Origin of the sequence: Deinococcus radiophilus (genome assembly GCF_020889625.1) — a bacterium.
Taxonomy (GTDB): domain Bacteria; phylum Deinococcota; class Deinococci; order Deinococcales; family Deinococcaceae; genus Deinococcus; species Deinococcus radiophilus.
This window is the reverse complement of record NZ_CP086380.1, coordinates 1,537,555-1,561,277: the sequence shown is the minus strand read 5'-3', so window position 1 is coordinate 1,561,277 and position 23,723 is coordinate 1,537,555. Positions and strand designations below refer to the sequence as shown.

25 protein-coding genes are annotated in these 23,723 nt (G+C 64.9%); 16 read left to right on the top strand and 9 right to left on the bottom strand.

Translation table 11 applies throughout. The annotated features are described in order from the left end of the window. Positions 1–96 precede the first annotated feature (96 nt). Together LMT64_RS07955 and LMT64_RS14265 are read left to right on the top strand one after the other, a co-directional pair. A complete protein-coding gene (locus LMT64_RS07955) occupies positions 97–585 on the top strand; it encodes a hypothetical protein (protein ID WP_126351170.1) in 489 nt (162 codons plus the stop codon). Between the two features lie 503 nt (positions 586–1,088). Then, a complete protein-coding gene (locus tag LMT64_RS14265) occupies positions 1,089–1,316 on the top strand; it encodes a DUF1345 domain-containing protein (protein ID WP_407647835.1) in 228 nt (75 codons plus the stop codon). A gap of 46 nt (positions 1,317–1,362) precedes the next feature. Here LMT64_RS14265 and LMT64_RS07950 read toward each other — a convergent pair whose 3' ends face one another. Both LMT64_RS07950 and LMT64_RS07945 read right to left on the bottom strand, forming a co-directional pair. Continuing rightward, on the bottom strand, positions 1,363–2,022 hold the full coding sequence (locus tag LMT64_RS07950) for a potassium channel family protein (RefSeq protein ID WP_126351172.1): 660 nt from the start codon (positions 2,020–2,022) through the stop codon (positions 1,363–1,365). A gap of 47 nt (positions 2,023–2,069) precedes the next feature. Continuing rightward, positions 2,070–3,470, bottom strand: a complete 1,401-nt coding sequence (locus tag LMT64_RS07945; RefSeq protein ID WP_126351173.1) for a TrkH family potassium uptake protein — start codon at positions 3,468–3,470, stop codon at positions 2,070–2,072. 57 nt (positions 3,471–3,527) lie between these two features. Here LMT64_RS07945 and LMT64_RS07940 point away from each other — a divergent pair, with 57 nt between their 5' ends. The 5 genes from LMT64_RS07940 to LMT64_RS07920 all read left to right on the top strand — a co-directional run bounded on the left by LMT64_RS07940 (position 3,528) and on the right by LMT64_RS07920 (position 7,394). Then, complete coding sequence (locus tag LMT64_RS07940; protein WP_126351174.1) at positions 3,528–4,145, top strand: LysE/ArgO family amino acid transporter; 618 nt, start codon at positions 3,528–3,530, stop codon at positions 4,143–4,145. Positions 4,146–4,296: 151 nt separating this feature from the next. Next, positions 4,297–4,836, top strand: coding sequence for a 3'-5' exonuclease (locus tag LMT64_RS07935; RefSeq protein WP_126351175.1), 540 nt, complete (start codon positions 4,297–4,299; stop codon positions 4,834–4,836). Positions 4,837–4,891: 55 nt separating this feature from the next. Further along, positions 4,892–6,301, top strand: coding sequence for an SGNH/GDSL hydrolase family protein (locus tag LMT64_RS07930; RefSeq protein ID WP_126351176.1), 1,410 nt, complete (start codon positions 4,892–4,894; stop codon positions 6,299–6,301). Continuing rightward, positions 6,301–6,762, top strand: a complete 462-nt coding sequence (gene tsaE, locus LMT64_RS07925) for a tRNA (adenosine(37)-N6)-threonylcarbamoyltransferase complex ATPase subunit type 1 TsaE (RefSeq protein ID WP_126351177.1) — start codon at positions 6,301–6,303, stop codon at positions 6,760–6,762. The genes LMT64_RS07930 and tsaE overlap by 1 nt, the downstream gene beginning before the upstream one ends. Before the next feature lie 134 nt (positions 6,763–6,896). Beyond that, positions 6,897–7,394, top strand: coding sequence for an RrF2 family transcriptional regulator (locus LMT64_RS07920; protein WP_126351178.1), 498 nt, complete (start codon positions 6,897–6,899; stop codon positions 7,392–7,394). A 3-nt stretch (positions 7,395–7,397) separates the two neighbouring features. On the opposite strand, the gene LMT64_RS07915 is transcribed toward LMT64_RS07920, so the two are convergent. Next, positions 7,398–8,201, bottom strand: a complete 804-nt coding sequence (locus LMT64_RS07915; protein WP_126351179.1) for an enoyl-CoA hydratase-related protein — start codon at positions 8,199–8,201, stop codon at positions 7,398–7,400. A gap of 96 nt (positions 8,202–8,297) precedes the next feature. Here LMT64_RS07915 and LMT64_RS07910 point away from each other — a divergent pair, with 96 nt between their 5' ends. From LMT64_RS07910 to rimO, 6 genes are all read left to right on the top strand, one after another. Further along, positions 8,298–8,717, top strand: a complete 420-nt coding sequence (locus tag LMT64_RS07910) for a RuvX/YqgF family protein (RefSeq protein WP_126351180.1) — start codon at positions 8,298–8,300, stop codon at positions 8,715–8,717. Between the two features lie 95 nt (positions 8,718–8,812). Beyond that, a complete protein-coding gene (locus tag LMT64_RS07905; protein WP_229253142.1) occupies positions 8,813–10,525 on the top strand; it encodes a long-chain fatty acid--CoA ligase in 1,713 nt (570 codons plus the stop codon). Positions 10,526–10,603: 78 nt separating this feature from the next. Next, positions 10,604–11,269, top strand: coding sequence for an HAD family hydrolase (locus LMT64_RS07900; protein ID WP_126351181.1), 666 nt, complete (start codon positions 10,604–10,606; stop codon positions 11,267–11,269). A gap of 143 nt (positions 11,270–11,412) precedes the next feature. Continuing rightward, a complete protein-coding gene (gene panB / locus LMT64_RS07895) occupies positions 11,413–12,249 on the top strand; it encodes a 3-methyl-2-oxobutanoate hydroxymethyltransferase (RefSeq protein ID WP_126351182.1) in 837 nt (278 codons plus the stop codon). Between the two features lie 251 nt (positions 12,250–12,500). Next, complete coding sequence (locus tag LMT64_RS07890) at positions 12,501–13,532, top strand: GGDEF domain-containing protein (protein WP_126351183.1); 1,032 nt, start codon at positions 12,501–12,503, stop codon at positions 13,530–13,532. A gap of 172 nt (positions 13,533–13,704) precedes the next feature. Further along, positions 13,705–15,189, top strand: a complete 1,485-nt coding sequence (gene rimO / locus LMT64_RS07885) for a 30S ribosomal protein S12 methylthiotransferase RimO (protein WP_126351184.1) — start codon at positions 13,705–13,707, stop codon at positions 15,187–15,189. 116 nt (positions 15,190–15,305) lie between these two features. Here the strand turns inward: rimO and LMT64_RS07880 are convergent, their stop codons facing one another. Next, positions 15,306–15,977: an SDR family oxidoreductase gene (locus LMT64_RS07880; protein WP_126351185.1), complete on the bottom strand. Its 672-nt coding sequence runs from the start codon at positions 15,975–15,977 to the stop codon at positions 15,306–15,308. 104 nt (positions 15,978–16,081) lie between these two features. Between LMT64_RS07880 and LMT64_RS07875 the strand changes: the two genes are divergently transcribed. Next, positions 16,082–16,735: a Jag family protein gene (locus tag LMT64_RS07875; protein ID WP_126351186.1), complete on the top strand. Its 654-nt coding sequence runs from the start codon at positions 16,082–16,084 to the stop codon at positions 16,733–16,735. Positions 16,736–16,740: 5 nt separating this feature from the next. Then, a complete protein-coding gene (gene prmC, locus LMT64_RS07870) occupies positions 16,741–17,583 on the top strand; it encodes a peptide chain release factor N(5)-glutamine methyltransferase (RefSeq protein ID WP_229253141.1) in 843 nt (280 codons plus the stop codon). Between the two features lie 22 nt (positions 17,584–17,605). Here prmC and ribH read toward each other — a convergent pair whose 3' ends face one another. Together ribH and pyrE are read right to left on the bottom strand one after the other, a co-directional pair. After that, positions 17,606–18,073: a 6,7-dimethyl-8-ribityllumazine synthase gene (ribH, locus tag LMT64_RS07865; protein WP_126351187.1), complete on the bottom strand. Its 468-nt coding sequence runs from the start codon at positions 18,071–18,073 to the stop codon at positions 17,606–17,608. Positions 18,074–18,182: 109 nt separating this feature from the next. Then, positions 18,183–18,770 carry an orotate phosphoribosyltransferase gene (gene pyrE / locus LMT64_RS07860; protein ID WP_126351188.1) on the bottom strand — a complete coding sequence of 196 codons (588 nt, stop codon included), beginning with the start codon at positions 18,768–18,770 and terminating at the stop codon, positions 18,183–18,185. 25 nt (positions 18,771–18,795) lie between these two features. On the opposite strand from pyrE, the gene LMT64_RS07855 reads away from it, so the two are divergent. Next, positions 18,796–19,527 (top strand): ribonuclease HI, encoded by a 732-nt coding sequence (locus LMT64_RS07855; RefSeq protein WP_126351189.1) that lies wholly within the window; start codon positions 18,796–18,798, stop codon positions 19,525–19,527. 39 nt (positions 19,528–19,566) lie between these two features. Here the strand turns inward: LMT64_RS07855 and LMT64_RS07850 are convergent, their stop codons facing one another. The 3 genes from LMT64_RS07850 to LMT64_RS07840 form a co-directional block, all read right to left on the bottom strand. Beyond that, positions 19,567–20,649 carry a peptidase C39 family protein gene (locus LMT64_RS07850; protein ID WP_126351190.1) on the bottom strand — a complete coding sequence of 361 codons (1,083 nt, stop codon included), beginning with the start codon at positions 20,647–20,649 and terminating at the stop codon, positions 19,567–19,569. 129 nt (positions 20,650–20,778) lie between these two features. Beyond that, positions 20,779–21,801: an alpha/beta hydrolase gene (locus LMT64_RS07845; protein WP_126351191.1), complete on the bottom strand. Its 1,023-nt coding sequence runs from the start codon at positions 21,799–21,801 to the stop codon at positions 20,779–20,781. Between the two features lie 31 nt (positions 21,802–21,832). Then, entirely contained in the window at positions 21,833–23,617 is a 1,785-nt protein-coding gene (locus LMT64_RS07840; protein WP_229253140.1) for a hypothetical protein, read from the bottom strand. Positions 23,618–23,723: the final 106 nt, after the last annotated feature.

Genomic DNA, 23,723 nt, shown 5'->3' with positions numbered 1-23,723 from the left:
CCCGACCTGCGCTTTTCCTCCCCTCTCCTCACGGAGGGGGTTTTTTGTTGGCCTGGACTCAGGCAGGCGGGGAGCAACTGCTCTAAACTGGGGCACGTGACCCTGGTGATTTGGCTGATTCCCATACTGCTGGCGGTGGCTGTATTCTGGACGCTGCGGGCTGACACGCGGATCTCGGCAGATCAAATCTGGGCGTTGGCTGCCGCTGCGCCGCTGGTGGTGGCGCTGTGCGCGGCGGGGTACAGCCATATGGAGTCCAGGGCCACCCTGACGCAGCTCCCATCGGCACAGCAAGGAGCGTTTATCACGGTGCAAAATGGCCTGCAGGTGGTGGGCCTGGACCTCAGCCCTGAGGAAGCGGCCTGCTTTGAGCGTACCCTGCGGACCGGCACCCGTGCCGAGTGGTTGACGGAGGGAGGCCCAGTGCCGCTGAACAGCCACACCGAACTGCGCGGACAATTGCCGCCCCCAGAGCTGGCGCGTCACTTGGCGATTCTGGGTCGCCTGAATTGTCAGCCTTATGTGCGGGCACTGGCGGATGACAGCGCAGCTGAGACGGCCACTGCGTCGCAAGCGTCCCCTTAGCGGTGGCTCTGGTGTCGGCCACGCACGTCCGTGCAGGCGATTGCGTCGGGCCGCCTCACCTCCATAAGCTACGGACATGAACGGGCAAGGTCAGTACGAGAGGACCGCTCTGTGGACGATCATCTTTACTGCCCTGTTCTTTTTGTTGGCGGACCAACCGCTTATCCTGCGGACCATGTTGGCTACCAGTGCAGCCAGCCTTCGTCTATGTGCTCCTCACCTGGCGGGCCTATGGGCAGCTGGGCGGCTTCCACTGGCAGCGCTGGGCCAACGCCCCCGTTCCTCCGCTCCTGCAGCGGTATCTCTGGCTGGACTTCTGGCTGCTGGGAGGGACACACGGGGCTTTCCTCCGTGCTGGTGGCCAGCTTGTTCGGCTTAATTATTTCGGGACTTTTTTTGCCGCTGGCCGGTGATCTGAACTTGACGTTCTGGCAGCAAAAACTGTTGGTCGCCCTGTGTGTCCTGACCGTGGTCTGTAGCTGGCTGATGGCCCATCTGGCTTATTGCTGTACTACCGTCAGGGCCCCGCTGGGTTGGACTTTCCAGGTCATGATGTTCTGGACCTGATGGGCTTCGCATATTTCGCGTTCACGGTAGGAACCACGGCGGCCAGTTCTGATGTAAATGTCACCAGTAAGGCGATGCGCCTCCTGAGGCTGGGCCATACGTTATTTTCGTTCGTCTTCACTACGGCGGTCCTGGCACTCACCCTGCAATTCGCCGTTGCCTGAGTATGGCGCAGCCTCAGGAGGCGTCGGCACACCGTGAGGAGGTCTGCTACTTATCCAGGTAACGCCGCAACTCGTCAATAGAATGGCCACTGCCGATCACGACCAGCTTGTCGTGGGATTCGATGGTGCTGTCGGCGCGGGGACTGACCTCCAGCTGCCCGCGCCGCCCGATGGCGATGACTTGCACGCCAAAGCGCCCGGTCATGTTCAGTTCCATTAGCGTGCCGCGCAGGCGCTCATTGGCTTCCAACTCCACGATGGCGTGGTCGCTGCCTAAATCCAGTGCGTCTACCACATTGGGGTTGGCGATCTGCCGGGCCAGCCGCACGCCCATGTCGTGTTCGGGGCGCACCACCAGATCAGCCCCGATGCGCTCTAGCACGCGCCGCGCCATCTCGTCTACCGCTTTGCTCACCACGTAGGGTGCGCCGAGGCTCTTGGCGTTCATGGTCGCCAGGATGTTGGCCTGTACGTCGGTTCCGATGGCAATGACCACCACGTCAAAGTCGCCCACGCCGATGGCACGCATGCCACGCTCGTCGGTGGCGTCCACGATGGCGGCGTGGGTCACGCGGTTCATGATCCGCTCCACGTTTTCCTCGACGTAATCCACCGCCACGACCTCGTGGCCCATCTCATACAGGGTGGTGGCGACGGCATTGCCGAAGCGGCCCAGACCGACCACCAGGCACTGTTTGGCTTTCATTTTTCAGCTCCGCAGGGCATCACGCCTGGCATGATACCGCTCGGCGCTCAGCCGACCAGGATGTCGCGTTCGGGTGGGTACTTGACGCCGCTGCGGGCCTGCGAGCGCAGCGTAAAGGCCACGGCGAAAGTCAGCGGCCCGATGCGGCCCAGATACATCAGGATGCTGAGGATCACCAGGCCAGCGTCGTTGATGTGCGCCGTGGTGTTCATGCTCAGGCCCACGGTGGCGGCGGCGCTGACCGTCTCGAACAGCAGATGTGTAAAGTCCATGTGTGGATTGGTCAGCAGCAGCAGGAAAAAGGCTCCCATGACCATCATGGTGTAGAGCATGGTGACGGCGGTGGCGCGGACCAGGTTGTCTTTTTCGACGCGGCGGCCAAAAGCGATCAGCTCGCCGCGCCCACGCACCATGTTCCAGGCCGACCCCACCAAGATGGCGAAGGTCGAGGTCTTGATGCCGCCGCCTGTGGACCCGCTGCCCCCACCGATGTACATCAGCGCGATGATGACCATCAGCGTGGCGGTCCGCATGGATTCGATATCTACCGTGTTAAAGCCTCCCGAGCGCGGCGTCATGCTCTGAAAAAAACTGGCCAGCAGTTTGCCGTGCCAGGGCAGCGGCTGCAAGGTGGCCTGGTTGTTGGATTCCAGCAGCAAGACCGTCAGAAAACCGACCACCAACAGCGCCGCCGTGGTGACCAGCGTGAGCAGCGAATAGACCGTCAAGCGGTGCTGGCGCGGCTGCTGAAGCCAGTTCACCACATTGAACTGCACGATGAAGCCCAGCGCACCGAGGATGACCAGCCCGGAGATGGTCAGGCTGACCAGCGGGTCCGTCACGTACTGTCCCATGCCACCGGGAACCACCACGAACCCGGCGTTATTAAAGGCACTGACCGCGTGAAACACGGCCTGAAACAACCCCTCGCCCAGCCCGAATTGCGGCACGAAGCGCAGGGCCAGCAGCAGCGCCCCAATCAGTTGCAGGCCGATGGCATAGGCGAAGATGGTCCGTAGCAACTGCACCACCGTGCCGGTGTCCAGCCCGCTGATCTGGGCCTGAAGGTGCTGGCGTTCGCTGAAGTTGACTCGGCGGCCCGTGACAAAGGCAAACAGTGTGCCGAACGACAGGATGCCCAGCCCGCCCAGCTCGAACAGCAGCATCAGGATGTACTGGCCGTAGCGGGTAAAAGTTTCGCCGGTATCCGCGACCACCAGTCCAGTGATGGTCAGGGCGCTGGTGGCCGTGAACAGCAAATCCACGCTGGTCATCTCCGCGCCGTCACGCAAGACCCCCGGCAGATGCAGCGCCGCTGTCGCGAGCAGGATGCCTACGAAGTACACCAGGGCGATCAGCTGTGGAGGCTCCAGCCGGGCATACCACGAGCGCTTGGGCACAGGCAGCTTGACCGGGGCCGGACGGGAAATCAGCGGCACGCCTTCCATTGTAGGTGCTGAGGCGCTCCGTCTCCGCCTTGCCTGACTGGGCCCACAATAGGGGAGATGAGCGACTTTCTCGCAGCCCTGGTGCTGGGCCTGGGCCTGATCATGGCGATTGGCCCGCAAAATGCCTTTGTGATCCGGCAGGGCCTGCGGCGTGAACATGGCTTGCTGGCCGCCGCCTCGTGTGCGCTAAGCGATACGGCGCTGATCAGTCTGGGGGTGCTGGGGGTGGGCCGCCTGCTGGCGGGATGGCCGCAGCTGGTGACGCTGGGCACGCTGGCGGGTATTGCGTTTTTGCTGTGGTACGGTGCCCAGGCGTTCCAATCGGCACGCCAGGCCCAGGTGCCACACTTGGCCGAAGGCGCTCAAGGGCAGAGCCAGCCGGGGACCATCGTCATACGGGCACTGGGATTCTCGTTTCTGAATCCGCACGCCCTGCTGGACACCTTTGTATTGATGGGTGGGGCCAGTGCCTCAGCAGCGCAGCCGCTCACCTTTCTGGCCGGGGCAGTCTCGGCCTCCTGGCTGTGGTTTCTGGGCCTGGCCGGGGCATCCCGTGTGCTAGCTGGGCAAATGCGCTCAGCGCGGACATGGCAAGTGGTGGACCTGCTGGTGGCCCTGATGATGTGGGGTATCGCCCTGCGGCTGGCGCTGGAATTGCTCCTGCGAGCGGAGTGAGTAACAACTGAGGGGACCGCCCCGAGGTTGCTGCCACCGCATGGCGCTGGATTAGCTCATGCGAACAGGGTGAGGATCAAATGCGGCGCCTACCCACCGCTTAGCAAGCAGGCGCAAGATTCAGCCGCGCAAATGCGTATAAGCTGCATAGGTGCAAGACGCAGTGGTCTTTGACTTGGAAACGACGGGCCTTTCGCCCGAAAAAGACGGCATTGTCGAAATAGGAGCGCTCAGGATTCGGGATGGACGCGTGGTGGCTGAAGACCCTTACCAGACGCTGGTACGTCCTGAAAACGTCTGGGGAGAGCCGCTGATCATTCCCTGGCGCACCGAGCGTATTCATGGGATCAGCAACGACATGGTGGCCGGAGCGCCCACCATCGCGCAGGTGCTGCCCGAATTTCTGGAGTGGGCCGGCGACGTGCCCCTGATCGCCCATAACATCGGGTTCGATTCAGGATTCATGCGGGCGTCGGCGCGCCGCTGCGGACTGCCCTGGTCGCCCCGCGCCGAAATCTGCACGGTGCAGCTGTCGCGCCAGGCCTTTCCGCAGGAGCGCAAGCACAACCTGGACTCACTGGCCGGACGGCTGGGGCTGACCTTCAGCGCCGGGGGCCGTCACCGCTCATTGGGTGACGTGGAAGTGACGGCAGCGGCTTACTTGCGCCTGCTGGAACTGCTGAAGAACTGAGCCGTAGGCGTCCCACCCAGGGTTGCGGCACCCAGGAGCGCTATGCTGAGCGGCAATGACCGACGCCGCGACATTCTGGCCGCTGGCCTGCGCCGCCCTGGCCGAGGGAGATTACGCCCAGGCCTTCGCCCTGCTGCAAGCAGGAGCCCTGATTTCAGCCCCAACAGAGCAGGCCCGCTACGCCCTGCTGGCCGCCTCGCTGCACGCGCTATACGGGGACCAGGCCCTAGCGGAACTGCGCCTCAGCTTGCAGCAGGCCCGTGAACTGGACCCGGCGATCGGCACGGAGCCGCTGTATCAGGCGCTAGACGCCGAGTTGCAGATCAAAGAAGGTCACCTGGACGTGGGCTTGAAGTTGCCTGCCGAACTGCTGGCTGCGCCGGACCCGCTGGCCCAGTTTCATGCGCTGACCAGTCTGGTGCTGGTGGGTGATGCGCCCCGTGCGTTGGAGGTTCAACTGGAGCCAGCCGAGTTGCCCGCTCACCTGGCCTGGCGGGCGGCAGCGCTGCAAGCCGAAGCCCATGAGGCGCTGGGCGACGCTGAACAGGCCTCGGCGCTGTATGCGCAGGCAGCCGCAGGCGCCCAGGGGCCAGACCGCGCAGTGATGCTTCAGGAAATGGCCGCAACCGATCTGGCCCGTGGGGAGTTGGACGCGGCGGGCGCTGCTCTGGCTGAGGCCCGTTCCCTGTACTCCGCCCAGCCTGAAGATGGTGGCGAGGGCCTTAGCCTCTCCACCTGGCACTACCTGCAGGCCCAGCTGGACCTGGCTCAGGGCCGCCCTGACCAGGCCCTCACCGAGATCAAAGCGGCTGCCGAACTGGAAGGGCGATTCGGGGACCCCAGCTACGGTGTGGCGCTGGTGCAAGGTCAGGTGCTGAGTGCCTTGGGCCGGAGCGAGGAAGCCCTGACCTTCTTCGGGCGCGCTGCTGAGCTGGCACAGCCGGGTGACCGCGCCTACGCCCAGCATGAATTGGCAGTCGCCCTGCTGGACCTGGACCGCCCGCTTGAAGCCCAGGAGATGCTGGAAACCGTGGCGCGCGAGGGCAGCTATCCTTTTCAGGCCGAAATCCTGGCTGATCTGGCCGAGTGTGATTACCGCCTGGGGCAACTCGCGCAGGCGCAGGCCGGAGCTGAGCAGGCGCTCTCGCAGGGTGCGGTCATTCCTGCCAGTCTGGTGCTGGGCAATGTGGCGCTGGAGTATTACCACCTGGACGACGCCCTGACGCATTTTGCGCGGGTGATTGGGACATCGCCTCCCGGCAGCCGCGAGTGGCTGGTCGGTCAGCAGATGACGGCGGACATCCTGGCGCAGCAGGGCTTCCGCAATCCGGCGCAGGTGTATGCCCATGCCCAGCAGGCCCTGGAGCATACCCCCGAAGGCGACGACTGGCATCCCACCTTGCAGGCCCACCTGGACCGCGCCGCCGAGCTGATGCAAGCAGGCGGAGGCCGGGTGCTGAACTGATGCAGCCAGAGTCAGCAGAAAGCCAGGCCTTGCTCGTACCAGGTCAGAGCCTGTTGCTGCGCGGTCTGGACGAGCAGCAACGCTTTGGGGCGTCATTGCTGGACACCTTGTCGCCGGGCACGGTGCTGTTTTTGGAAGGTGAGCTGGGGGCAGGCAAGACCAGTCTGACCCAGGGTGTAGCCCGGCGGCTGGGCTTCGCGGGAACCGTCAGTAGTCCCACCTATGCGCTGATGCAGCCGTACCCTACACCGGGCGGCCAACTGCTGCATGTAGATGCCTACCGCGTGTCTCACCCCGGCGAGCTCTACGACATGGGTCTGGAAGACCTGATTGCGGAAAGTCGCCTGAGTGTCATCGAATGGGGCCAGGCGCTCTACAACGACTATCCAGCGGCTGTACTGCTCCGGCTAGAGCATGTCCTGGAAGATGAAAATGTGCGCCGGGTGACGCGGGTAAGGTAGGAATGAATCCTAGCTCTGGCAGCCTCCGGGTTACGGTGCCACTGATGACCGATGCACTCGCCTGACCCGCAAGCACCCGTGTCCCTTTCCTTAATTCCCCATTTCCCGTACGGAATAGCGGATATGATGGAGGCATGTGGGTTTCTACCAAGGCTCAGTACGGTCTGCGCGCCCTGATCGAGATCGGGCGCGGGGGCGGAACTCCTGGCAGTGAAGGACGCGCCGTGCCGCTTAAGGACGTGGCCGAGCGCCAGGACCTCTCGCAGCACTATCTGGAGCAGATCGCCAGCAACCTGCGCCGCGCCGGATTCATCAAGAGCGTGCGCGGTGCTCACGGCGGGTACCGCCTGGCCCGCCCCGCTGACCAGATCAGCGCCTACGACGTGGTCACCGCTTTGGAAGGCAGTATCGCGCCCGTAGAGTGTGTGGAAGAAAACCATGTCTGCGACGGCAAGAATGTTTGCGGCACGCTGGACCTGTGGCAGCGGGTGGATCAGGCCCTACGTGATGTGCTGGGTGGCACGACCCTGGCTGACCTGATTGACGACAGCTACCGCCAGGAGCATTCGCGCTTGCTTCAGTTGGGCCCACTAGACCTGGCGCCAGGCAGCGAATCCGGCTCCTGGCGGTAGGGCTCAGCTCTCCTGTGGTGCGCCTGCCCAGCGAGCCACACGCTTTTCCATAAAGGCCTGTACTCCTTCACGGAAATCCTGGCTGCTGGCTGCCTGCTGCTGCAATTTGGCTTCCAGATCCAGCGCGTCCTCCAATCTGCTGGACATGGCCGCGTTCAGCGCCTGCTTGGTCAGGGCCAGGGCCTGCGCGGGCCGCGCCGCCAGTGCAGCGGCGTAGGCCTGGGTCTGCTCCGTGAACGTCTCGTCCGGGTACACCTGCTGACAGAGGCCCAGGGCATGTGCCTGCCCAGCGCTGACTTTCTCAGCCAGGGCCATCAACTCGAAGGCCCGCCCAAAGCCCACCAGGTGGGGCAGAAACCAGGTGCTGCCTGCATCCGGAATCAGGGCGATGTTGGAGAAAATCTGTACCCACTGCGCGGATTCGCTGCTGACCCGCAGGTCACAGGCCAGCGCCAAACTGGCTCCGGCCCCGGCCGCCACTCCGTTGACCGCAGCAATCACGGGTTTGTTCATCTCACGGATCGCCAGAATCACTGGGCGGTAGTGGTCATTCAGGTGCGCCTCCAGGTCAAGCGGCTGGCCGGACATCAGCGGTCCGGCGACTTCGCTCAGATCCTGTCCAGCGCAAAAACCTCGGCCCTCACCAGTCAGCACGACTACACGCACGCCAGGGTCCTGTGCCGCTGCTTGCAAGGCCGTCAGCAACTGGGTTGCCAGAGCGGCAGTCAGGGCATTCAGTCGGTCAGGACTATTCAGGCTGAGGGTCCGCACCCCCGCCTGGTCACGGGTCAGCACCAGAGCAGTCATGTTCAATACTCTAGGCGCTCAGGCACGGGTGATGTCTGAGTTGTCGGTCTGAGCGATCCGCTGGCTGGTTTTTGCGCTCCCGGTACAATCTTGTCTATGACCCCGGATTCCATTCCTACGGCCCTGGCGCTGGATGTCAGCAAACATCGCATCGGCTTTGCCGTGACCCAGGGACGGCTGGTGTTCGGGCGTGGCAGCGTGGACCGCAAGCGGCTGCCGCTGGACCTGAAATCCGTGCGCCTGCGGGCCGAGGAGAGCGGAGCGAAGGTGTTGGTGCTGGGGCTACCGCTCCGGACCGATGGGGCGCACAGCCCAGCCGCCGACCGCGTGCGCGCCTTCGGACGGATTCTGGAGGACAAGGGCTATCAGGTGGAATATCAGGACGAGCGCTACAGTACTGCCCGCGCCCGCGCCCTGGGGGCCGAGGATCTGGATGAGGCTGCCGCCGTGCAAATCTTGGAACTGTGGCTTGAAAGGGCGCTTCGGCAGGCCGCCGATGGACCTGCAGCAAGCTGAGACAGGGCAGTGATCTGCCATGTGACATACTCAGGGCCAATCTACACAGCCAAATGCTCATCAACGCTCGCTCAGCGTTTTGACAAGGAGAGCCTATGACCGCTAATCCATCCCACCGGACCCATCTTCCGGCCACCAGTATCCAGGGCACCATGATGGACGTCCAACTCACCATTCCGGCCATTTTGGAGCGGGTCAGCCGCTATTTTCCGGGGCAGGATGTGGTCAGCCTGCTCCCGGCTGGGCGTGACGAACAAGGTCAGCCCATCCCACACAAGCACCGCACCACCTACGGCGAGGTGGCAGACCGGGCGCGCCGGCTGGCCGGGGGACTGACGGCGCTGGGCCTCGGACGCGGGGACCGGGTGGCGACCCTGGCCCCCAACTCCTTCCGTCACCTGGAGGCGTATCTGGGGATTCCCAGCGGCGGATTCGTGTTGCACACGGTCAATATCCGGCTGCACCCTCAGCAGATTGCCTGGATTCTGAACGACGCGGGCAGCCGCGCAGTGATGATCGAGAATGTCTTTGCGGCGATGATTCCCGCGCTGCTGCAGCACTGCCCCGCTGTCGAGCTGGTGCTGGTGCTGGGGCCGACGCCCGAGCGGGTCCCACATCCCAAGGTCAAGGACTACGACACCTGGGTCATGGCGCAAGAACCCCTGGCCGCTTACCCCGACCTGGACGAACGTGAAGCTGCCGGGATGTGCTACACCTCCGGCACCACCGGGCAGCCCAAGGCGGTGGTGTATACCCACCGCTCTACGGTGCTGCATTCCTTCGCCATTGCAGCCAAGGACGGGTTGAACATGTCCGAGCGCGACCGCATCCTGCCCGTCGTGCCCATGTTTCATGTCAATGCCTGGGGCATTCCCTACGCGGCGGCCCTATTCGGCTCGGCGCAGGTGTATGCCGGCATCTTCAATGACGGGCGAAGCCTGGCCGGGCTGATGGAATCTGAAAAGGTGACAGCGACTGCGGGCGTGCCGACCATCTGGATGGGTCTGCTGGCCGAGCTGGACCGTGCCAAGGCAGCGGGGCAGCCCTACGACCTGAGCGCCAAGGAGCGCGTGATCGTGGGGGGCAGCGCTGCGCCCGAAAGCATGATCCGTGCCTATCAGGAGCGCCACGGTCTGAACGTGGTCCATGCCTGGGGCATGACCGAAACTCACCCGCTGGGCACGTCCAGCAACATGCCGCCGGGTCTGGATCCCCAGAGCGAGGAGGGCTACGCGCTGCGGGCCAAGCAGGGCCGCCCAGTCGCATTCGTGGAACTGAAGCTGATTTCCGAAAACGGCGAGCCGGTTCCGCACGACGGCCAGAGCATGGGCCGACTGCTGGTTCAGGGGCCCTGGGTGGCCTGCGGCTACTACGGCGGGGCCGGGCAGGGAGCCTTCCTAGAGATTGACGGCCAGGAGTGGTTCGATACCGGCGACATTTCCACCATTGACGAAAAAGGCTACATGCAGATTCAGGACCGCGCCAGGGACCTCGTCAAGTCGGGCGGCGAATGGATCTCGTCGGTAGAGCTGGAAAATGCGCTGATGGGCCACCCGGCAGTGGCTATGGCGGCCATCATTGCCCGCCACGACGACAAGTGGGACGAGCGCCCACTGGCCCTGGTGCAGTTGCGGCCCGATCAGCAGGTGAGTCACGACGATCTGATTGCCCACATCAGCGGCAGTTTCCCGAAATGGTGGCTGCCTGACGAAACGGTCTTTGTGGATGAACTGCCGCTGGGCGCGACTGGCAAAGTGCTCAAGCGTGAGCTGCGCGGCCAGTATGGTGGCTTTGGCGATACGGCCTGAGGCCGGTCGTCGGCAGGCGTGGGGCCAGGTGGTTCCGCGCCCTTTTGGTGGACCTTGACTTCTGCTCTACACTGAGTCATGACCCCCCATATCAAGGCGCTGCTGTTCGACTTTGACGGAACCATACTGGATACCGAGACCACCGAATTTCGGCACTGGCAAAACTATTACGGTGGGCACGGGTTGGAGTTGTCCTTGCCTGACTGGCAGCAGGGCATCGGGACAGCTGGGGGATTCGACCCCTGGGCTGCGCTCCCGGAAGGTGTCCAGGCCGAGCGTGAACGCATCGGAGCCGAGCTGCACAGCCGCATGATGGATGAACTGCGCCGTCAGGACTTGCGGCCTGGTGTCCTGGACGTGCTGGATCAGGCGCAGACTGCGGGGCTACGGCTGGCGCTGGTGACCAGTTCGCGCCTCAGCTGGGTCGAGGACTGGTTGGCACACCATGCCCTGTTAGGCCGCTTCGAGACGCTGTGTACGGGCGACGACGTGCGCCGGGTCAAGCCTGACCCGGAATTGTATGCGCTGGCCGTGCGCCGCTTGGGTCTGGCCCCGCAGGAATGCCTGGCCATTGAAGACAGCCTGAATGGAGCTACGGCCGCTGTCGCTGCCGGAGTGCGGGCCGTAGTGGTGCCCAACGAGGTGACGGCTTCGCAGCCCTTCCCACCGGTATGGCCCAGGCTGGAAGGTTTTGATGGGGGCTTGGTGGGCTTGCTGGCGGCAGCTGAAGGACATCGGGACTGAGCAGCGAGTAACGAGGAATACGCCGCGCTCAATACGGCGTTTCGGGGGAAGTCAGAACGGCGGCGGATTCCTCGCCAGTTTTACCGCCCAGCGGCGCACTCTGCCTTCGCTGGTCTGTTGCAGCAGAGTGCTACCTTTGAGCCATGACCGATGTTCCCAAAAAGCTGAGCCTGCCGCAGCTGATGCACCCGGAGCGCCCGCTGGTGATGGTGACGGCCTACGACCATGCTCAGGCGCGCCACGCCCAGGGTGCGGGCGTGGACCTGATTCTGGTGGGCGACAGCCTGGGCAACGTGGTGCTGGGCTACGAATCCACCGCGCAGGTCACGCTGGGCGACATGCTGCACCATGCCCGCGCTGTGCGCCGGGGTGCGCCGCAAACCTTCATGGTGGTGGATTTGCCGTTCGGGACCTATCAGCTGGGGGCTGAAGAGGCGCTGCGGGCCGCCGTGGGGCTGGTGCAGGAAGCCGGGGCTGATGCGGTCAAACTGGAAGGCGCCTCAGCCAACGAACTGGACGTGGTGCGCCGCTTGGTCGCCGCCGGAATTCCGGTGATGGGGCATGTGGGCCTACTGCCCCAGACGGCTACGGCGCAGGGGGGGCTGCGGGTCCAGGGCAAGGACGAAGGCTCGGCGCGGCTGGCGCTGGACGGCGCATTGGCGCTGGAACAGGCCGGAGCCTTCAGTGTGGTCCTAGAAGCCATTCCCGCTGCCCTGGCTGCCCTGATCACTGGGCGGATTCAGATTCCTACCATCGGCATTGGGGCGGGGCCGGAGTGTGACGGCCAGGTGCTGGTCTACCACGACGTGCTGGGCGTGAATGAGGGGCCAGTGATGAAGATGGTGCGCCGCTACGCTGAGGTAGGGCGGCAGTCGCGTGAGGGGCTGAGTGCTTTCGCCGCTGAGGTCCGCGCCCGCGAGTTCCCTGGCCCAGCCAATAGCTTTTCAGTGGACGATGAGGTGCTCCAAAAGCTCTACTAGAGGCTGCGCCTCGGAAAATCGCGGAGGTGGGCGTACCTCCGCAGGTTGTAGGTGAGCAGACGGGCACAGCTCGGCAGAAGAGCGAGGCGGCACCAACTGGCTTGGACCTCACCCCTGTTCCGGATGACTAGGTTGATAGGCTGAGGCCCAGCAGGGAGCTTGGCCTGGTTGGCGGAGACTGTGAAAAACAGGTATCCGGCTTTAGGTTTATCAGGCCAAGTCCCGCATCCGAATAGCGTAGCCTAGCGATTATGTCTGCGAAGTTCCCCCGGACAGACGGAGCCGTTCCCGGTCAGTCCGCACAACTGGCTGATGGGGTGTCAGGCCTCTTTTTCCGGGTGGGTGCCCCGCTTTTTCTGGGGGTATTGCTCGCGTCACTGGGAAGCTTGCTGGGCCTGCGTGTTGCGGATATCACGCTGCTGCTGGCGGTTCTGGCGGTTGGTGTGCTGGATTGGCAACTGCGAGGTGCGGCGCGCTTCCGCCTGCGCCTGGTGCTGGCCCTGCTCACGGTACTGGGACTCTTCGGCCTGTCCATGTCAGGGCCGCCGCCCGATACCGGGGTCATACTCCTGAGCATTATCTTGATGACGCCGCTTAGCGCCTTGTTGTGGACCACCTACTTTTCACGTTATCCGGCCTACCGGGCACTCCTGGTCGGTGGCCTGATCTCAGGCGCAGGGATGGTGCTGTTCCATTTTATGCGGGCCTCATTCCTTCAGGCAGATCCGGAACTCACCTCGGTGCATCCGTTGGTGCTGGCCGCTGCGTTGGTGTTCTTCAGCTTGCTGGCGACCGTGTTCGGCCTGGGGGTAGCTCAGGGGGAGCGCGCCGCCCGGCAGGATGCCCTGACAGGACTCCTGAACCGCCGTGCTTTCAACGAAGAGCAGCGCCACTGGGAGGGCGGCGGCTGGCTGGCCGTGCTGGACATTGACTACTTCAAGCGCATTAATGACCGCTATGGCCACGAGGCTGGTGACCGGGTGCTGCGCTCCGTGGCGGATGTCTTGATGGACACGGTGCCGCTGGGCAGCGCTGTATATCGCTGGGGCGGTGAAGAATTCGTGGTGCGGTTGCCGCCGATGCCGCTGGCCGAGGCCCAGATCATTCTGCAAGAGGCGCGGGGCGAGGTGGCCCAGCGGACCTTTGCCGCAGGCGAGCACATTACTCTCTCGGCGGGGCTGAGCCCACTTGGGGGTGAACCAGCCCGCGCTTTTGCTGACGCGGACAGCGCTCTTCTCATCGCCAAGAGTATTGGCCGTGACCGTGTGATGGTGGCGGACTAGAGAGAGATAGGTGCTGCGCTGACACGCTGGTTGGTAGAAAGTGGCAATCAAGCGATGTAGACGTTGCCCGCCACAGTCTGTACCTGCAGATGCATTACACTGACAGGTTGAATGTGCGGTCTGCGCCGCCCTGTCTGCCGCCCATTGCCTGTCTACAAGGAGTTCCCACACCATGACCCAGACCCCCTCCATCACGCCGACTGCTGCGCCGCCCCGTGTGGGCTTTATCAGCCTGGGCTGTCCCAAAGCCCTGGTGGACAGCGAACGCATCCTGACCCAGCTCCGTGCCGAAGGCTACGAGGTGGCCGCCAGTTACGAGGATGCCCAGGCCGTGATCGTGAACACCTGCGGTTTCATCACGCCGGCCATTGAGGAGTCGCTGAGTGCCATTGGGGAGGCGCTGGACGCCACCGGCAAGGTGATCGTGACCGGCTGCCTGGGCGAGCGCCCGGAGAAGATCATGGAGCGTCACCCCAAGGTGTCGGCCATTACCGGCAGTGAGGCGGTGGATGATGTGATGGGCCATGTGCGCCAATTGCTGCCGGTGGATCAGGATGCCTTTACCGGCCTGCTGCCCGTGGCGGCGCCGGGGATGCGACCTGAGCTGCCCGCGCGTGAGCAGACCCGCCATGGCGATGTCTTCGCGCCCAGCGTGCGCCTGACCCCACGGCACTACGCCTACGTGAAGGTGGCCGAGGGCTGCAACCATACCTGTGCCTTTTGCATTATTCCCAAACTGCGTGGCCTGCAAGTCTCGCGCGACGCCGGCCCTGTGCTGTACGAGGCCTTCCGGCTGGTGGCGGGCGGCACCAAGGAGCTGGTGGTCATCGCGCAGGACACCAGCGCCTACGGGGTAGACATCCGCTACCGCGAGTCCGAGTTCCAGGGAGGGCAGGTGCGCGCTCACCTGACCGACCTGGCCGAGAAACTGGGTGAGCTGGGCGCCTGGGTGCGGATGCACTACGTCTACCCCTACCCACATGTAGACCGTATCGTAGAGCTGATGGCGCAGGGCAAGATCCTGCCGTATCTGGACGTGCCCTTGCAGCACGCCAGTCCCAAAATCCTGAAAGCCATGCGCCGTCCTGGTGCCGGTAGGCAGCTGGACACCATTCGCCGCTGGCGCGACATCTGCCCCGAGCTGACCATCCGTTCCACCTTTATCGTCGGATTTCCCGGCGAAACCGAAGAGGATTTCGAGGAGCTGCTGGACTTCCTCGAAGCGGCGCAACTGGACCGGGTAGGGGCCTTTACCTATTCCGAGGTGCCCGAAGCCGATGCCAACGCCCTGGCTGACCCTGTACCCGAAGCGGTCAAGGAAGAACGCCTGGCCCGCTTTATGGAAGTCGCGCAGCGCATCAGCGCGGGGCGGCTGGCGCAGAAGGTAGGCCGCGTGATGGACGTGATCGTGGATGAGTTCAACGACGACGAGGGCGACCAGCCCGGCACCCGTCTGATTGGGCGGACGAAGGGTGACGCCCCCGGTATTGACGGCCAGGTCTACCTCTATGCCGCCGCCTTTGCTGGTCAGATCAAGATCGGGGACATCGTACAGGCCCGCATTGAGGACAGCGACGAATACGATCTGTTCGGCGAGGTGGTGGCCCGGCCTGAGTGGCGGCCCAACGTGCCGATGCTGGGGCACTTCAAGCACTGACGTGCTGGCGGAGAGCCGAGACAAAGGCTTTTGAGCGCTCGGCTGAGTTCATGGTGTGGACGCGACCACAGCGGCGGGGCTGTGGTTGATTCTTACTCTGTTCGCCGGGAGCAAGCCTACTTCTGCGGATACACCTTCAGTTCGGTGATGTGGGCGCGGGCGGGGCGGGTGAGCGCGTGGGCCACCGTCTTGGCCAGACCGCGTGGGTCAATCAGTTCTTCCCACTCATAGCCAGCTTCGCGCAGTTCCAGCGTGTCGATGGGTCCCATCGGATGGATGACACAGCCCAAAATACCCCGGCTCCTCAGTTCGCTGTGCAGGCTGTGAACATAGCTGGTCATGGCGGCGCGGCTGGCCTGATACAGCGCTGCGCCCTCGCCGCGTGACTCGCGGGGGGCGCTCAGGGCCACGATCACGCCGTCTTCTTGCTCCAGCATGTGCGGCAAAGCCCCCTGAATCGCGTGAAACAGGCTCTGCATATTGGAGGCGAACAGACGGTCATAGTCGGCGCTGGTGGCGTCCAAGGCCGACTGGGGACTAAATACGCCCTCGGTGTGGACCAGCGCGTCTACATCTACCGTGCGTAACTGCTCTACGCTGGCCGGGTCACTCAGGTCCAGATCGAAGATCTCAGTGGCCGGAAAGCGGTCGGCAGCTTTGGCCAGGGCCTCGCCGCGTCCGACCAAGACCAGCTGGGCGCCGGCATCTTCCAGTTCCTGAGCGACAGCGGTCGCAAGCGCACTGCCCGCCCCGGTGAGCATGATGGTTGAAGAACTCAGATTGGCCATGCCATCAGGGTAGCGTCTGCGCCCCGTAGGCATGGGCCGGGGGCAAGGTTTGCTGAAGTGCCTGTCTCTCTGAGCGGGTGGCCCAGTGGTCTAGACTGTCCCACATGCAAGACCCCAAGAACCTCGGCGACTATCTGGCGGGGTTGGGTATCAGTGACGCTGACGACGACACCTCCGCTCCCAACCCCCTGAGTCCTGCCTCCCGCCCCTCTACGTCTGTTCTGCTGCCGGGTGCTGCACCCACCACAGCTGCGGCCCCTTTCGTGGGGGAGCAACTGGAATCCTACGGTGACCAGCCTGATCCCAAAACTGCCCTAGAGCAGTTCCTGTGGGGCGTGGCCCGGCGCTTTGACCCTGGTCTGTCGGTGCGGGTCACGCAAGACGGCGACTACCTGGAGGGCGAGATCACCGGTGAGAATGTGGGCCGCCTGATCGGGCGCGAGGGTCATGTGATCGAGGCGCTGGATACCCTGGCCTACGCTGCTGTGGCCAAGTACATGCCTGAAGGCCAACATCTGCGCGTGCGGGTGGATGTTGGCGGTTACCGGGGGCGGCACTTTCAGATGCTGCGCCAGCTGGCCGACCGTGTGGCCGAGTCGGTGGCCAGCAGCGGCGAGCCGCATAATTTTCAGCCGATGAACCCGGCCGACCGCCGGATCATCCACATGGCCCTCAAGGACAACCCGCATGTGGTCACGCAGTCGGTAGGCGAGGGCCACTCACGGCGCCTGGTGGTCAAGCCTGCGCCCGCCCGCTGAGCCTGGTGACGACCCTGCGTGAGTGGCGTCAGCAGGCCGCTGGTCGGCTCATCAGCGCTGGGGTGGCCTCGCCGGAAAGCGACGCCCGCACCCTGCTGGAAGAGGTCACAGGATTCAGCGGAGCGAGCTTGCTGCTGCGGCAGGACCAGCCGTTGTCGTCAGATGACCTGGCCCGATTGGACGAAGTGCTGGCCCGCCGCGTGGCCCGCGAACCACTGCAATATCTGGTGGGCCATGTGGAATGGGGTGGGGTGCGGCTGCGCTGTGACCGCCGCGCCCTGATTCCGCGCCCCGAAACCGAGTGGTTGCTGCACTTGGCGCTGGGTGACCCGGCGCTGACCCACCCTGCCGTGCGTGTGGCGGATGTGGGGACCGGCACGGGCGCGCTGGCCTTGGGTTATCTCCGTGCTTGCCCGGCGGCGCAGGTAACAGCTTTGGACCTCAGCGCCGAGGCATTGGCACTGGCTGCCGAGAACGCTGCGCTGAACGGTCTGTCTGTAGAGTTCCAGCAGGGGGATCTGCTGGCCCCGGTGTCAGGTCGTACCTTTGACCTGATCCTGAGCAATCCGCCCTACCTGCCAGACGCGGACGCTGGATACCTGGACCCTGAGGTGGACCATGACCCGGCACTGGCGCTGTATGGCGGCCCTGACGGTCTGGGTCTGGCCCGGCGGTTGGCCAAGCAGGCGGCCACCCAGCTCAGCCCTGGCGGAGTGCTGTGGCTGGAACTGGACCCACGCAACGCTGCGCCGCTGGCGGCCGAGCTGGCTACACGGGGCTGGCAGGCCGAAGTGCATGTGGATCTGACTGGGCGCGAACGGTTTGTGCGGGCGGTTCAGGCCAACTGACCGGACTGTTCCTGACCTGGGTTTACTCCTTGAGCTGACGCAGCAAGTTGACAGTCTCCACCATCGCCAGTACCGCTTCGGCGCCCTTGTTGCCGGCCTTGATCCCGGCGCGGTTCATGGCCTGCTCTACCGTTTCGGTGGTCAGGACGCCAAAGGCCACCGGGACCCCAGTTTGCAGCGAGACATTCTGAATGCCGCTGTTGGCGCTGCCTGCCACGAAGTCGTAATGGTCGGTGTCGCCCTTGATGACCGTGCCCAGGCATACCACGGCGTCATAGCGGCCCGTTTCAGCCAGCCGCTTGGCGATCAGCGGAATCTCGTATGCGCCGGGGGCGACATAGTGATCCAGGTCCTCACTGCGGCCTCCATGTTGCACAAAGGCCAGCTCGGCCCCTTCGACCAGCCGGTCCACGATGAAATGGTTCCAGCGGGTGCTGACAATGGCAAATTTCAGCCCTTCGGCGATCAGGTTGGCTTCGGTGCGGTTCATGGGGTGCATTGTAATGGGGCGAATTGCTCCTGCGGGCGAATGCAGCTATCAATTGCAGGGCACCCTGGGCCGGGAAGAACGCCGTGAGGGCCTCGGCCTTGTGCTTTGCTTAGATTTCCTGCAACGGAATTGCTGCCAGCCAGTCTGGGAGGTCGTCTGGGGCATAGGTATCAAAGTGGATGCGGCTGAGTGATACCAGCGGGTAACCGTTCAGCGTCTGGGGATCGCTGCTGGGATCGCGGCGGTCAATGATGCAGGCAATGGCGGCGCAGCGTCCACCCGCAGCTTCGGCGGCCTGCACCGCTTTCATGACGCTGCCCCCGGTAGTCAGCACGTCCTCAATGGCGATAAATGGCTCAGCCGGGGCGAGGCTGAAGGCTTCGCGGATCTTCATGCCGCCCTGGCCGTCTTTTTCGGCAAAGATGGACCGGAGGCCCAGGGCGCGGGCCACTTCGTAGGCGGGAACCACGCCGCCCATCGCGGGGCCGACGGTGAGCGCCGCCTGGATGCCGCGCTCCCGTAGTTGCTCAGCCAGCCCAGCGGCCAGCTGCGCGGTGTAGTGGGGGTACTGGGTCAGCGTGGTGCTCTGGAGGAATTTGGGAGAGTGCCGCCCTGAGGCGAGTAGAAAATGTCCTTCGTGCAGTGCGCCGGCCTCGCGGTAGAGGCCCAGAACGTCCAGTTGGCTGCTGTTGGTCATGGGGTCAGTATGTCATTCTGAGGGCATGAACCACGCCTATGTGGACGCCAGCTGGCGTGAGGAGCAGGCAGATCAGGGGCGCGGTGGCTGGGGTCTGGTGCTGCTGGGCAGCGGAGAGTTGCCGCTCCGGATGGGCGGCCAGCTGAGTGCCCCCGACAACAATGCCGCCGAGATGCGGGCGGTCTTAGAAGCGGTCCGCAGCGCCCCGCCGGGCGAGCCGCTGAGCATCTATTCCGACAACTGGGCGGTGCTGAACTCTCTGTCCAAGGGGCGTGGGACACCGTCGCTGTGGTCACTGCGTGAAGAGGTGCTGGCGCTGGTGCTGGAACGCGGCATCACCCTGAGGATGAAATACGTGCCGCGCCACCGCCGTCACATGCGCTCGGCCCACGATCTGGCAAACGCGGCGCGGCTGGGGCAGCACACCGGGCCACTGACGCACGACGCGGCCGAGGTCAGCCTGGAATTACGCGAAGGCAGCCAGCTGGCCCGCGTGGCCCTGCGCCGCCCTGGTGAGCGCGTTACCGCCGAGGTGCCGCTGGACCCGCTGGACCCGCTGCCGCCCTCAGCTCAGGCGCTGCTGGCGGCGGTCAGTCTGGGCACTCAGGGCGAAACCCTGCGCATCCGCCGCGTTTCCAAACTGGCCCGCGCCCTGTGGGAGAATCCTCAGCGCACCTTGCTGCCTGCCGCTCAGGCTGAACTGATTCAGGCCAGGGAACAGGCCGAGGGACTGGGGGTGGTGGTGGAGTTCGAGTAGCTTGGCTGTAGGCTGTGCCCCAGAACCTGAGACGGTCCCTCAGCGCCGCTCAATCACGTAGCTCAGGCCGCCGCTGTGGCCCAGCCAGAGTTTTTCGAATTGTGCACGGTCGTAGGTGCGGCGCACGGCGGAGTCGCTGGGCGCGGCCGGGTCGTTCAGTACCGGGTTGCCCTTGGCGTCAAAGCCGACCAAGACCATCAGGTGTCCGGTGCTGGTCGGCAGGGGCGCTCCGGACAGCTGTCCGCGCCCCCAGGCGATGCTGACGGCCAGTGGCTGCCCCCGGGCGATGAATTCCTCGGCGGTGGCCAGGCTGGGTAGACGGGTGATATAGGCGCGGTAGCCCTGCTCGGCGGCGTAGGCCGTGTTGAAAGGCCAGTTGCCGGTGCCGTCGTACACACGGTCATAGGTGCCCTTGGCAGCAGTGGGCACCGAAACCGCCGTGCCCAGGTAGGCCATGATCATGGCGGTACTGGTGGGGCTGCACCACACCGGGCCGCCGCCTGGGTAGATCATCTGTGAGCGCTGCGGAACGTTCAGCACCTGCCCCCAGCGGGCTGGGTTGCCGGGCGTGCCCAAGCCCAGACTACCGCGTGAACGGTCGGCAGCATTCAGGGCGACCAGACTGGCCCGCGTGCCTGGCCCAATCAATGACAGGTGGTACTGCACACCGTCGGCCTTGGACTTCAGGCGCAGGGTATCGGTCAGGACTTCGCCGTAAGCGTCTTTCTGACCCTTGAGGGAGTAGCGGTCTCCGTCACGGCTCCAGCGCCCGAAGGAATACCAGTCGGTCCACTGGCCGCTGACCCGCACGCGAACTTTCAGTACCGCGTAGCCGCTGGGGGTCTGTACATTCCAACTGGGAATCAGCTCGTCGAAGGGAGCCACTGTCAGTTCGGGGCTGGTATACATCCCGCGTTCACCGTCTGCTACCAGCTCGTTGCCTTCCAGCCGCAGTGAGTTGAAGGTGCCTGCTTGCCAGTCGGCGGCAGTGTGGTGTAGCACGGTGGTACTGGCGGCCTGGCCCTGCGGCGTGGTGTAGGCGGTCACTTCGGCATGGGCGGTCGGCAGCGTCAGCCCCAGAGACAGGCCGACCAACAGAAAAACGCGGGCAAGAAGGCGCATAGGCCCAGTGTGCCAGCCCCACGCCGAGTATTGATGAGGAGTTCATCTGCCACTCAGAATTGCTCTGCGAACAGAGTGAGTAGCCACCCCAGGCTGTCCCAGGGTTGCTTTTAGAGGGGCGGCAGGCCGTTACCCCTGCAACTGAAACAGCAGCGCCTCCATCAGCGCCTGCCGCCAGGTGACCCAGTTGTGTCCGCCGGGGTACTCACGGTACTGGTGGTCCACACCGCCGTCCATCAACGCCGCAGCCATACGGCGGTTGGGGGCGGTCAGCCACTCCAGCAGCCCCGTATCCAGGCTGACGGTCAGGTGGCGGGGCGGGTTCGCCTCCAGTTGTTGCCGCAGCCACTCGCCCGCCGTCATCACATCTATGTCACCCTGCGGCGTGCGCGCATCTGGCCGGGCAATGAACGCTCCACTGTGGCTGACCACCCGGCTGAACAGGTCTGGGTGCGCCGCGCCCAGGTGCAGCGAGATCAGCCCGCTCAGGCTGGCCCCCCACAATCCGCGCTCTGTGGCCCTCAGTGGCGTGCCCCAGTCGGCCAGGTCGCCTTCTACACGGGGCATGACCTCGTCGGTCAGGAAAGTCAGATAATCACCGTTCAGGTGATACTCGGCCTCGCGGTCGGCGGGTTCCACAAAGACCAGCGCGGCGGGACGGGCCAGTCCCGACTGCACCGCCCGTTCCAGCGCCTCCGCCAGCCGCCCGATGCGCTGAAAGGCCACGCCGTCCTGCACATAAAAGACGGGCAGGGACGCACATGGCTGAACCCCACGCGGCAGATACACGCTGGCGCGGCGGCGTCCGGGGAACACCGTGCCGTCCCAGCTCAGGCGGTGGGTCGTGCCACTTTCGGGCGCGGGCCCCTGCCATAGCGGATGCTCGGCCCACTCGCCCACCTCGGCAGCGCGGGCGTAGGGAAACCAGGGGTTCACGGTGGGCAGCCCCTCCGGGTCGGCAAAGGGCTGCCCGGCAGCGTCTACCCAGGCGTACTCCATCCAGGCATTCTGCGGCAGGGTCAGCCGCAGCGGCTGGCCCGGTTGCACGGCGATGGGGTCGCGGCGCTGCCAGTCGGTGGGATCACCGATCAGGCCCACGGCCCCCGGTGGAGGAGTCAGAATCAGGGTGCGTCTGTCGGCGGTGGCTGGCATAGGGTCAGTGTAGAGGGTGACTGCATAACCATCACCGCCGCACCATCACCACGGCGTTGGGAATGGGGCGGCTCCACTCCGGGTTCAGGTAGCCGCCCAGGTCGCCATAGCCGCCGCGCAGGTACACGGCGCTGCTGTCGCCGCTGTCCATCCGCATGGCGTCACTCAGGCCTGCCGAGCGCAGCGCGGCCAGGAACTGCTCCGGCGTACCGCGTTCCAGATAGGCGAAAGTAGGCCAGCCGCCCAGCAGGCCAAAGGCGGTCTGGTGGGTGGCCCGCCAGATGCTGCCTGATGTATTGAATCCCTCGCGCCCAGGGTTCAGCGCTGCCTGACCGCCGCGCAGTAATAGCGGTCCGGCACTCAGGGCGTCCTGGGCGCTGGGCCAGGCGGCGTCGCTGGCCCGCCAGTCCAGCCTCACGCTGATCGGCGCTCCGGCGGCGCGGGGCAGGGACGGGAACCGTGAGGGCTCAAAAGTCAGGCTCAGGCGGCCTGGGGTGGACGGCGCAGGGCCACTGCGGGCCGCCAGTACTGCCGCGCCGCCCGGCTGCAGTTCCAGGGTCACGAAACCTGCTGCGCCCACCGTCTGCCCGTCCCCCTGCCAGGCCGTCAGTGCTCCCGGTTTGGCCTGCGGAGTCATCTGGTTCACCATGACGGTTTGACCGCCGCTGCTCACCATATAGCGTGGGGCCGGGTAGCCCAGCAGGACTTCTCCGCTGGCCGTAAAGCCCAGTGTGGCCCGCTTTTCCAGACTGCCGATTTTCATCAGGCCGCCCTGGGCGACCAGGTCCACCGGCTTGCCGCTGGCCACGTCGAAGTAGCCGCCGTTCATTCCGGCCACGCCGCCACTGGCCTGCACCAGATCGGCCAATCCAGCCTTTTTGCCCCAGGGGGCCGTCACCACACGGGGACGGTACTGGCTGGGGTCAAAGCTGAGCAGGCTGAGGCCACCCACCTGGCGGTAGCGCACGCCGCCTGGCACCAGGTCTTCGGCCACTGGAGGCGTCTGGCTGCGGTCGGTGTAACGCACGGTATCCAGCACAATCCGGGGTGGGTTCTGTAGCGCAAAGATTCGGGTTTGGCCCCCACCAGTCAGCAGGTCCAACTGGCTGCCACCGTCCGCTGCGCCGGATACCAGCAGCACCGCTCCGCCTTTCAGCACTTCCGAGCGGGCTTCGGCGCGGGTATAGGGCAGGCTGAGGGTCAGGCCACCTTCACGCTGCTGCACCTGATAAAAGGCCTCGCCGCTGCCGCCGAGTTCCACCACCACGCGCTCGATCTGCACGGTACGCTCGCGGCGCAGGCTGTGGCGCACACTGCCCAGGGTGTGGGTGATCCGGCGGCTTGCAGCAGTGCTGACAGGCACGCTGGGCGGCAGGGTGCCGGCAGGCTGGCTGGTGGGGGCCGGGATTTCCAGACCCTGCTCAGTGGCCGTCATGCTGAGGCCCAGTGCGCGCAGCACCGTTACGCTCACATGAAGGCTCTGGCCCACGCGCTCCGGGGCGGGCAGTGGCGCCACGCCGCCGAAGCCGACACTTTGCCAGCCACTGGCGGGCGACCAGCGCAACTCACGCCCACCGTACACTAGCCGCAGATCCTGGGGATCGTTGCGGACGGCCACGCCCAGCCGTGGCAGGGTCCAGACCGCCAGCGCCTCCCCACTGCCCAGTTGGCGCGAGTCCAGCGCGGCGCTCTGCACTTCGCCGCCGATCACCAGGGGGCGGGCGTAGGTGGGGTCAAGGTTACTCAGCCACAGCGCACTGAGCGCCAGCAGTGCCGGGCGGGTCCGGGATGACCGTAGAGGTTGGCTCAGGTTCACGCGGGCCAGTGTAAAGGCCTGAACTGATGGGCGGGTGAATGGTGCGGGCGGATGCAAGGAGCGACTGCAAGCTGCTGCCTGAAGCGAAACATTCTGTCCGGCCCCG

Excerpts from the sequence above, each read along its gene's own strand:
- LMT64_RS07950 (WP_126351172.1), bottom strand. The coding sequence starts at position 2,022 with ATGAAAGCCAAACAGTGCCTGGTGGTCGGTCTGGGCCGCTTCGGCAAT.
- LMT64_RS07945 (WP_126351173.1), bottom strand. The coding sequence starts at position 3,470 with ATGGAAGGCGTGCCGCTGATTTCCCGTCCGGCCCCGGTCAAGCTGCCT.
- LMT64_RS07940 (WP_126351174.1), top strand. The coding sequence starts at position 3,528 with ATGAGCGACTTTCTCGCAGCCCTGGTGCTGGGCCTGGGCCTGATCATG.
- LMT64_RS07930 (WP_126351176.1), top strand. The coding sequence starts at position 4,892 with ATGACCGACGCCGCGACATTCTGGCCGCTGGCCTGCGCCGCCCTGGCC.
- tsaE (WP_126351177.1), top strand. The coding sequence starts at position 6,301 with ATGCAGCCAGAGTCAGCAGAAAGCCAGGCCTTGCTCGTACCAGGTCAG.
- LMT64_RS07920 (WP_126351178.1), top strand. The coding sequence starts at position 6,897 with ATGTGGGTTTCTACCAAGGCTCAGTACGGTCTGCGCGCCCTGATCGAG.
- LMT64_RS07915 (WP_126351179.1), bottom strand. The coding sequence starts at position 8,201 with ATGACTGCTCTGGTGCTGACCCGTGACCAGGCGGGGGTGCGGACCCTC.
- LMT64_RS07910 (WP_126351180.1), top strand. The coding sequence starts at position 8,298 with ATGACCCCGGATTCCATTCCTACGGCCCTGGCGCTGGATGTCAGCAAA.
- LMT64_RS07905 (WP_229253142.1), top strand. The coding sequence starts at position 8,813 with ATGACCGCTAATCCATCCCACCGGACCCATCTTCCGGCCACCAGTATC.
- LMT64_RS07900 (WP_126351181.1), top strand. The coding sequence starts at position 10,604 with ATGACCCCCCATATCAAGGCGCTGCTGTTCGACTTTGACGGAACCATA.
- panB (WP_126351182.1), top strand. The coding sequence starts at position 11,413 with ATGACCGATGTTCCCAAAAAGCTGAGCCTGCCGCAGCTGATGCACCCG.
- LMT64_RS07890 (WP_126351183.1), top strand. The coding sequence starts at position 12,501 with ATGTCTGCGAAGTTCCCCCGGACAGACGGAGCCGTTCCCGGTCAGTCC.
- rimO (WP_126351184.1), top strand. The coding sequence starts at position 13,705 with ATGACCCAGACCCCCTCCATCACGCCGACTGCTGCGCCGCCCCGTGTG.
- LMT64_RS07880 (WP_126351185.1), bottom strand. The coding sequence starts at position 15,977 with ATGGCCAATCTGAGTTCTTCAACCATCATGCTCACCGGGGCGGGCAGT.
- LMT64_RS07875 (WP_126351186.1), top strand. The coding sequence starts at position 16,082 with ATGCAAGACCCCAAGAACCTCGGCGACTATCTGGCGGGGTTGGGTATC.
- ribH (WP_126351187.1), bottom strand. The coding sequence starts at position 18,073 with ATGAACCGCACCGAAGCCAACCTGATCGCCGAAGGGCTGAAATTTGCC.
- pyrE (WP_126351188.1), bottom strand. The coding sequence starts at position 18,770 with ATGACCAACAGCAGCCAACTGGACGTTCTGGGCCTCTACCGCGAGGCC.
- LMT64_RS07855 (WP_126351189.1), top strand. The coding sequence starts at position 18,796 with ATGAACCACGCCTATGTGGACGCCAGCTGGCGTGAGGAGCAGGCAGAT.
- LMT64_RS07850 (WP_126351190.1), bottom strand. The coding sequence starts at position 20,649 with ATGCGCCTTCTTGCCCGCGTTTTTCTGTTGGTCGGCCTGTCTCTGGGG.
- LMT64_RS07845 (WP_126351191.1), bottom strand. The coding sequence starts at position 21,801 with ATGCCAGCCACCGCCGACAGACGCACCCTGATTCTGACTCCTCCACCG.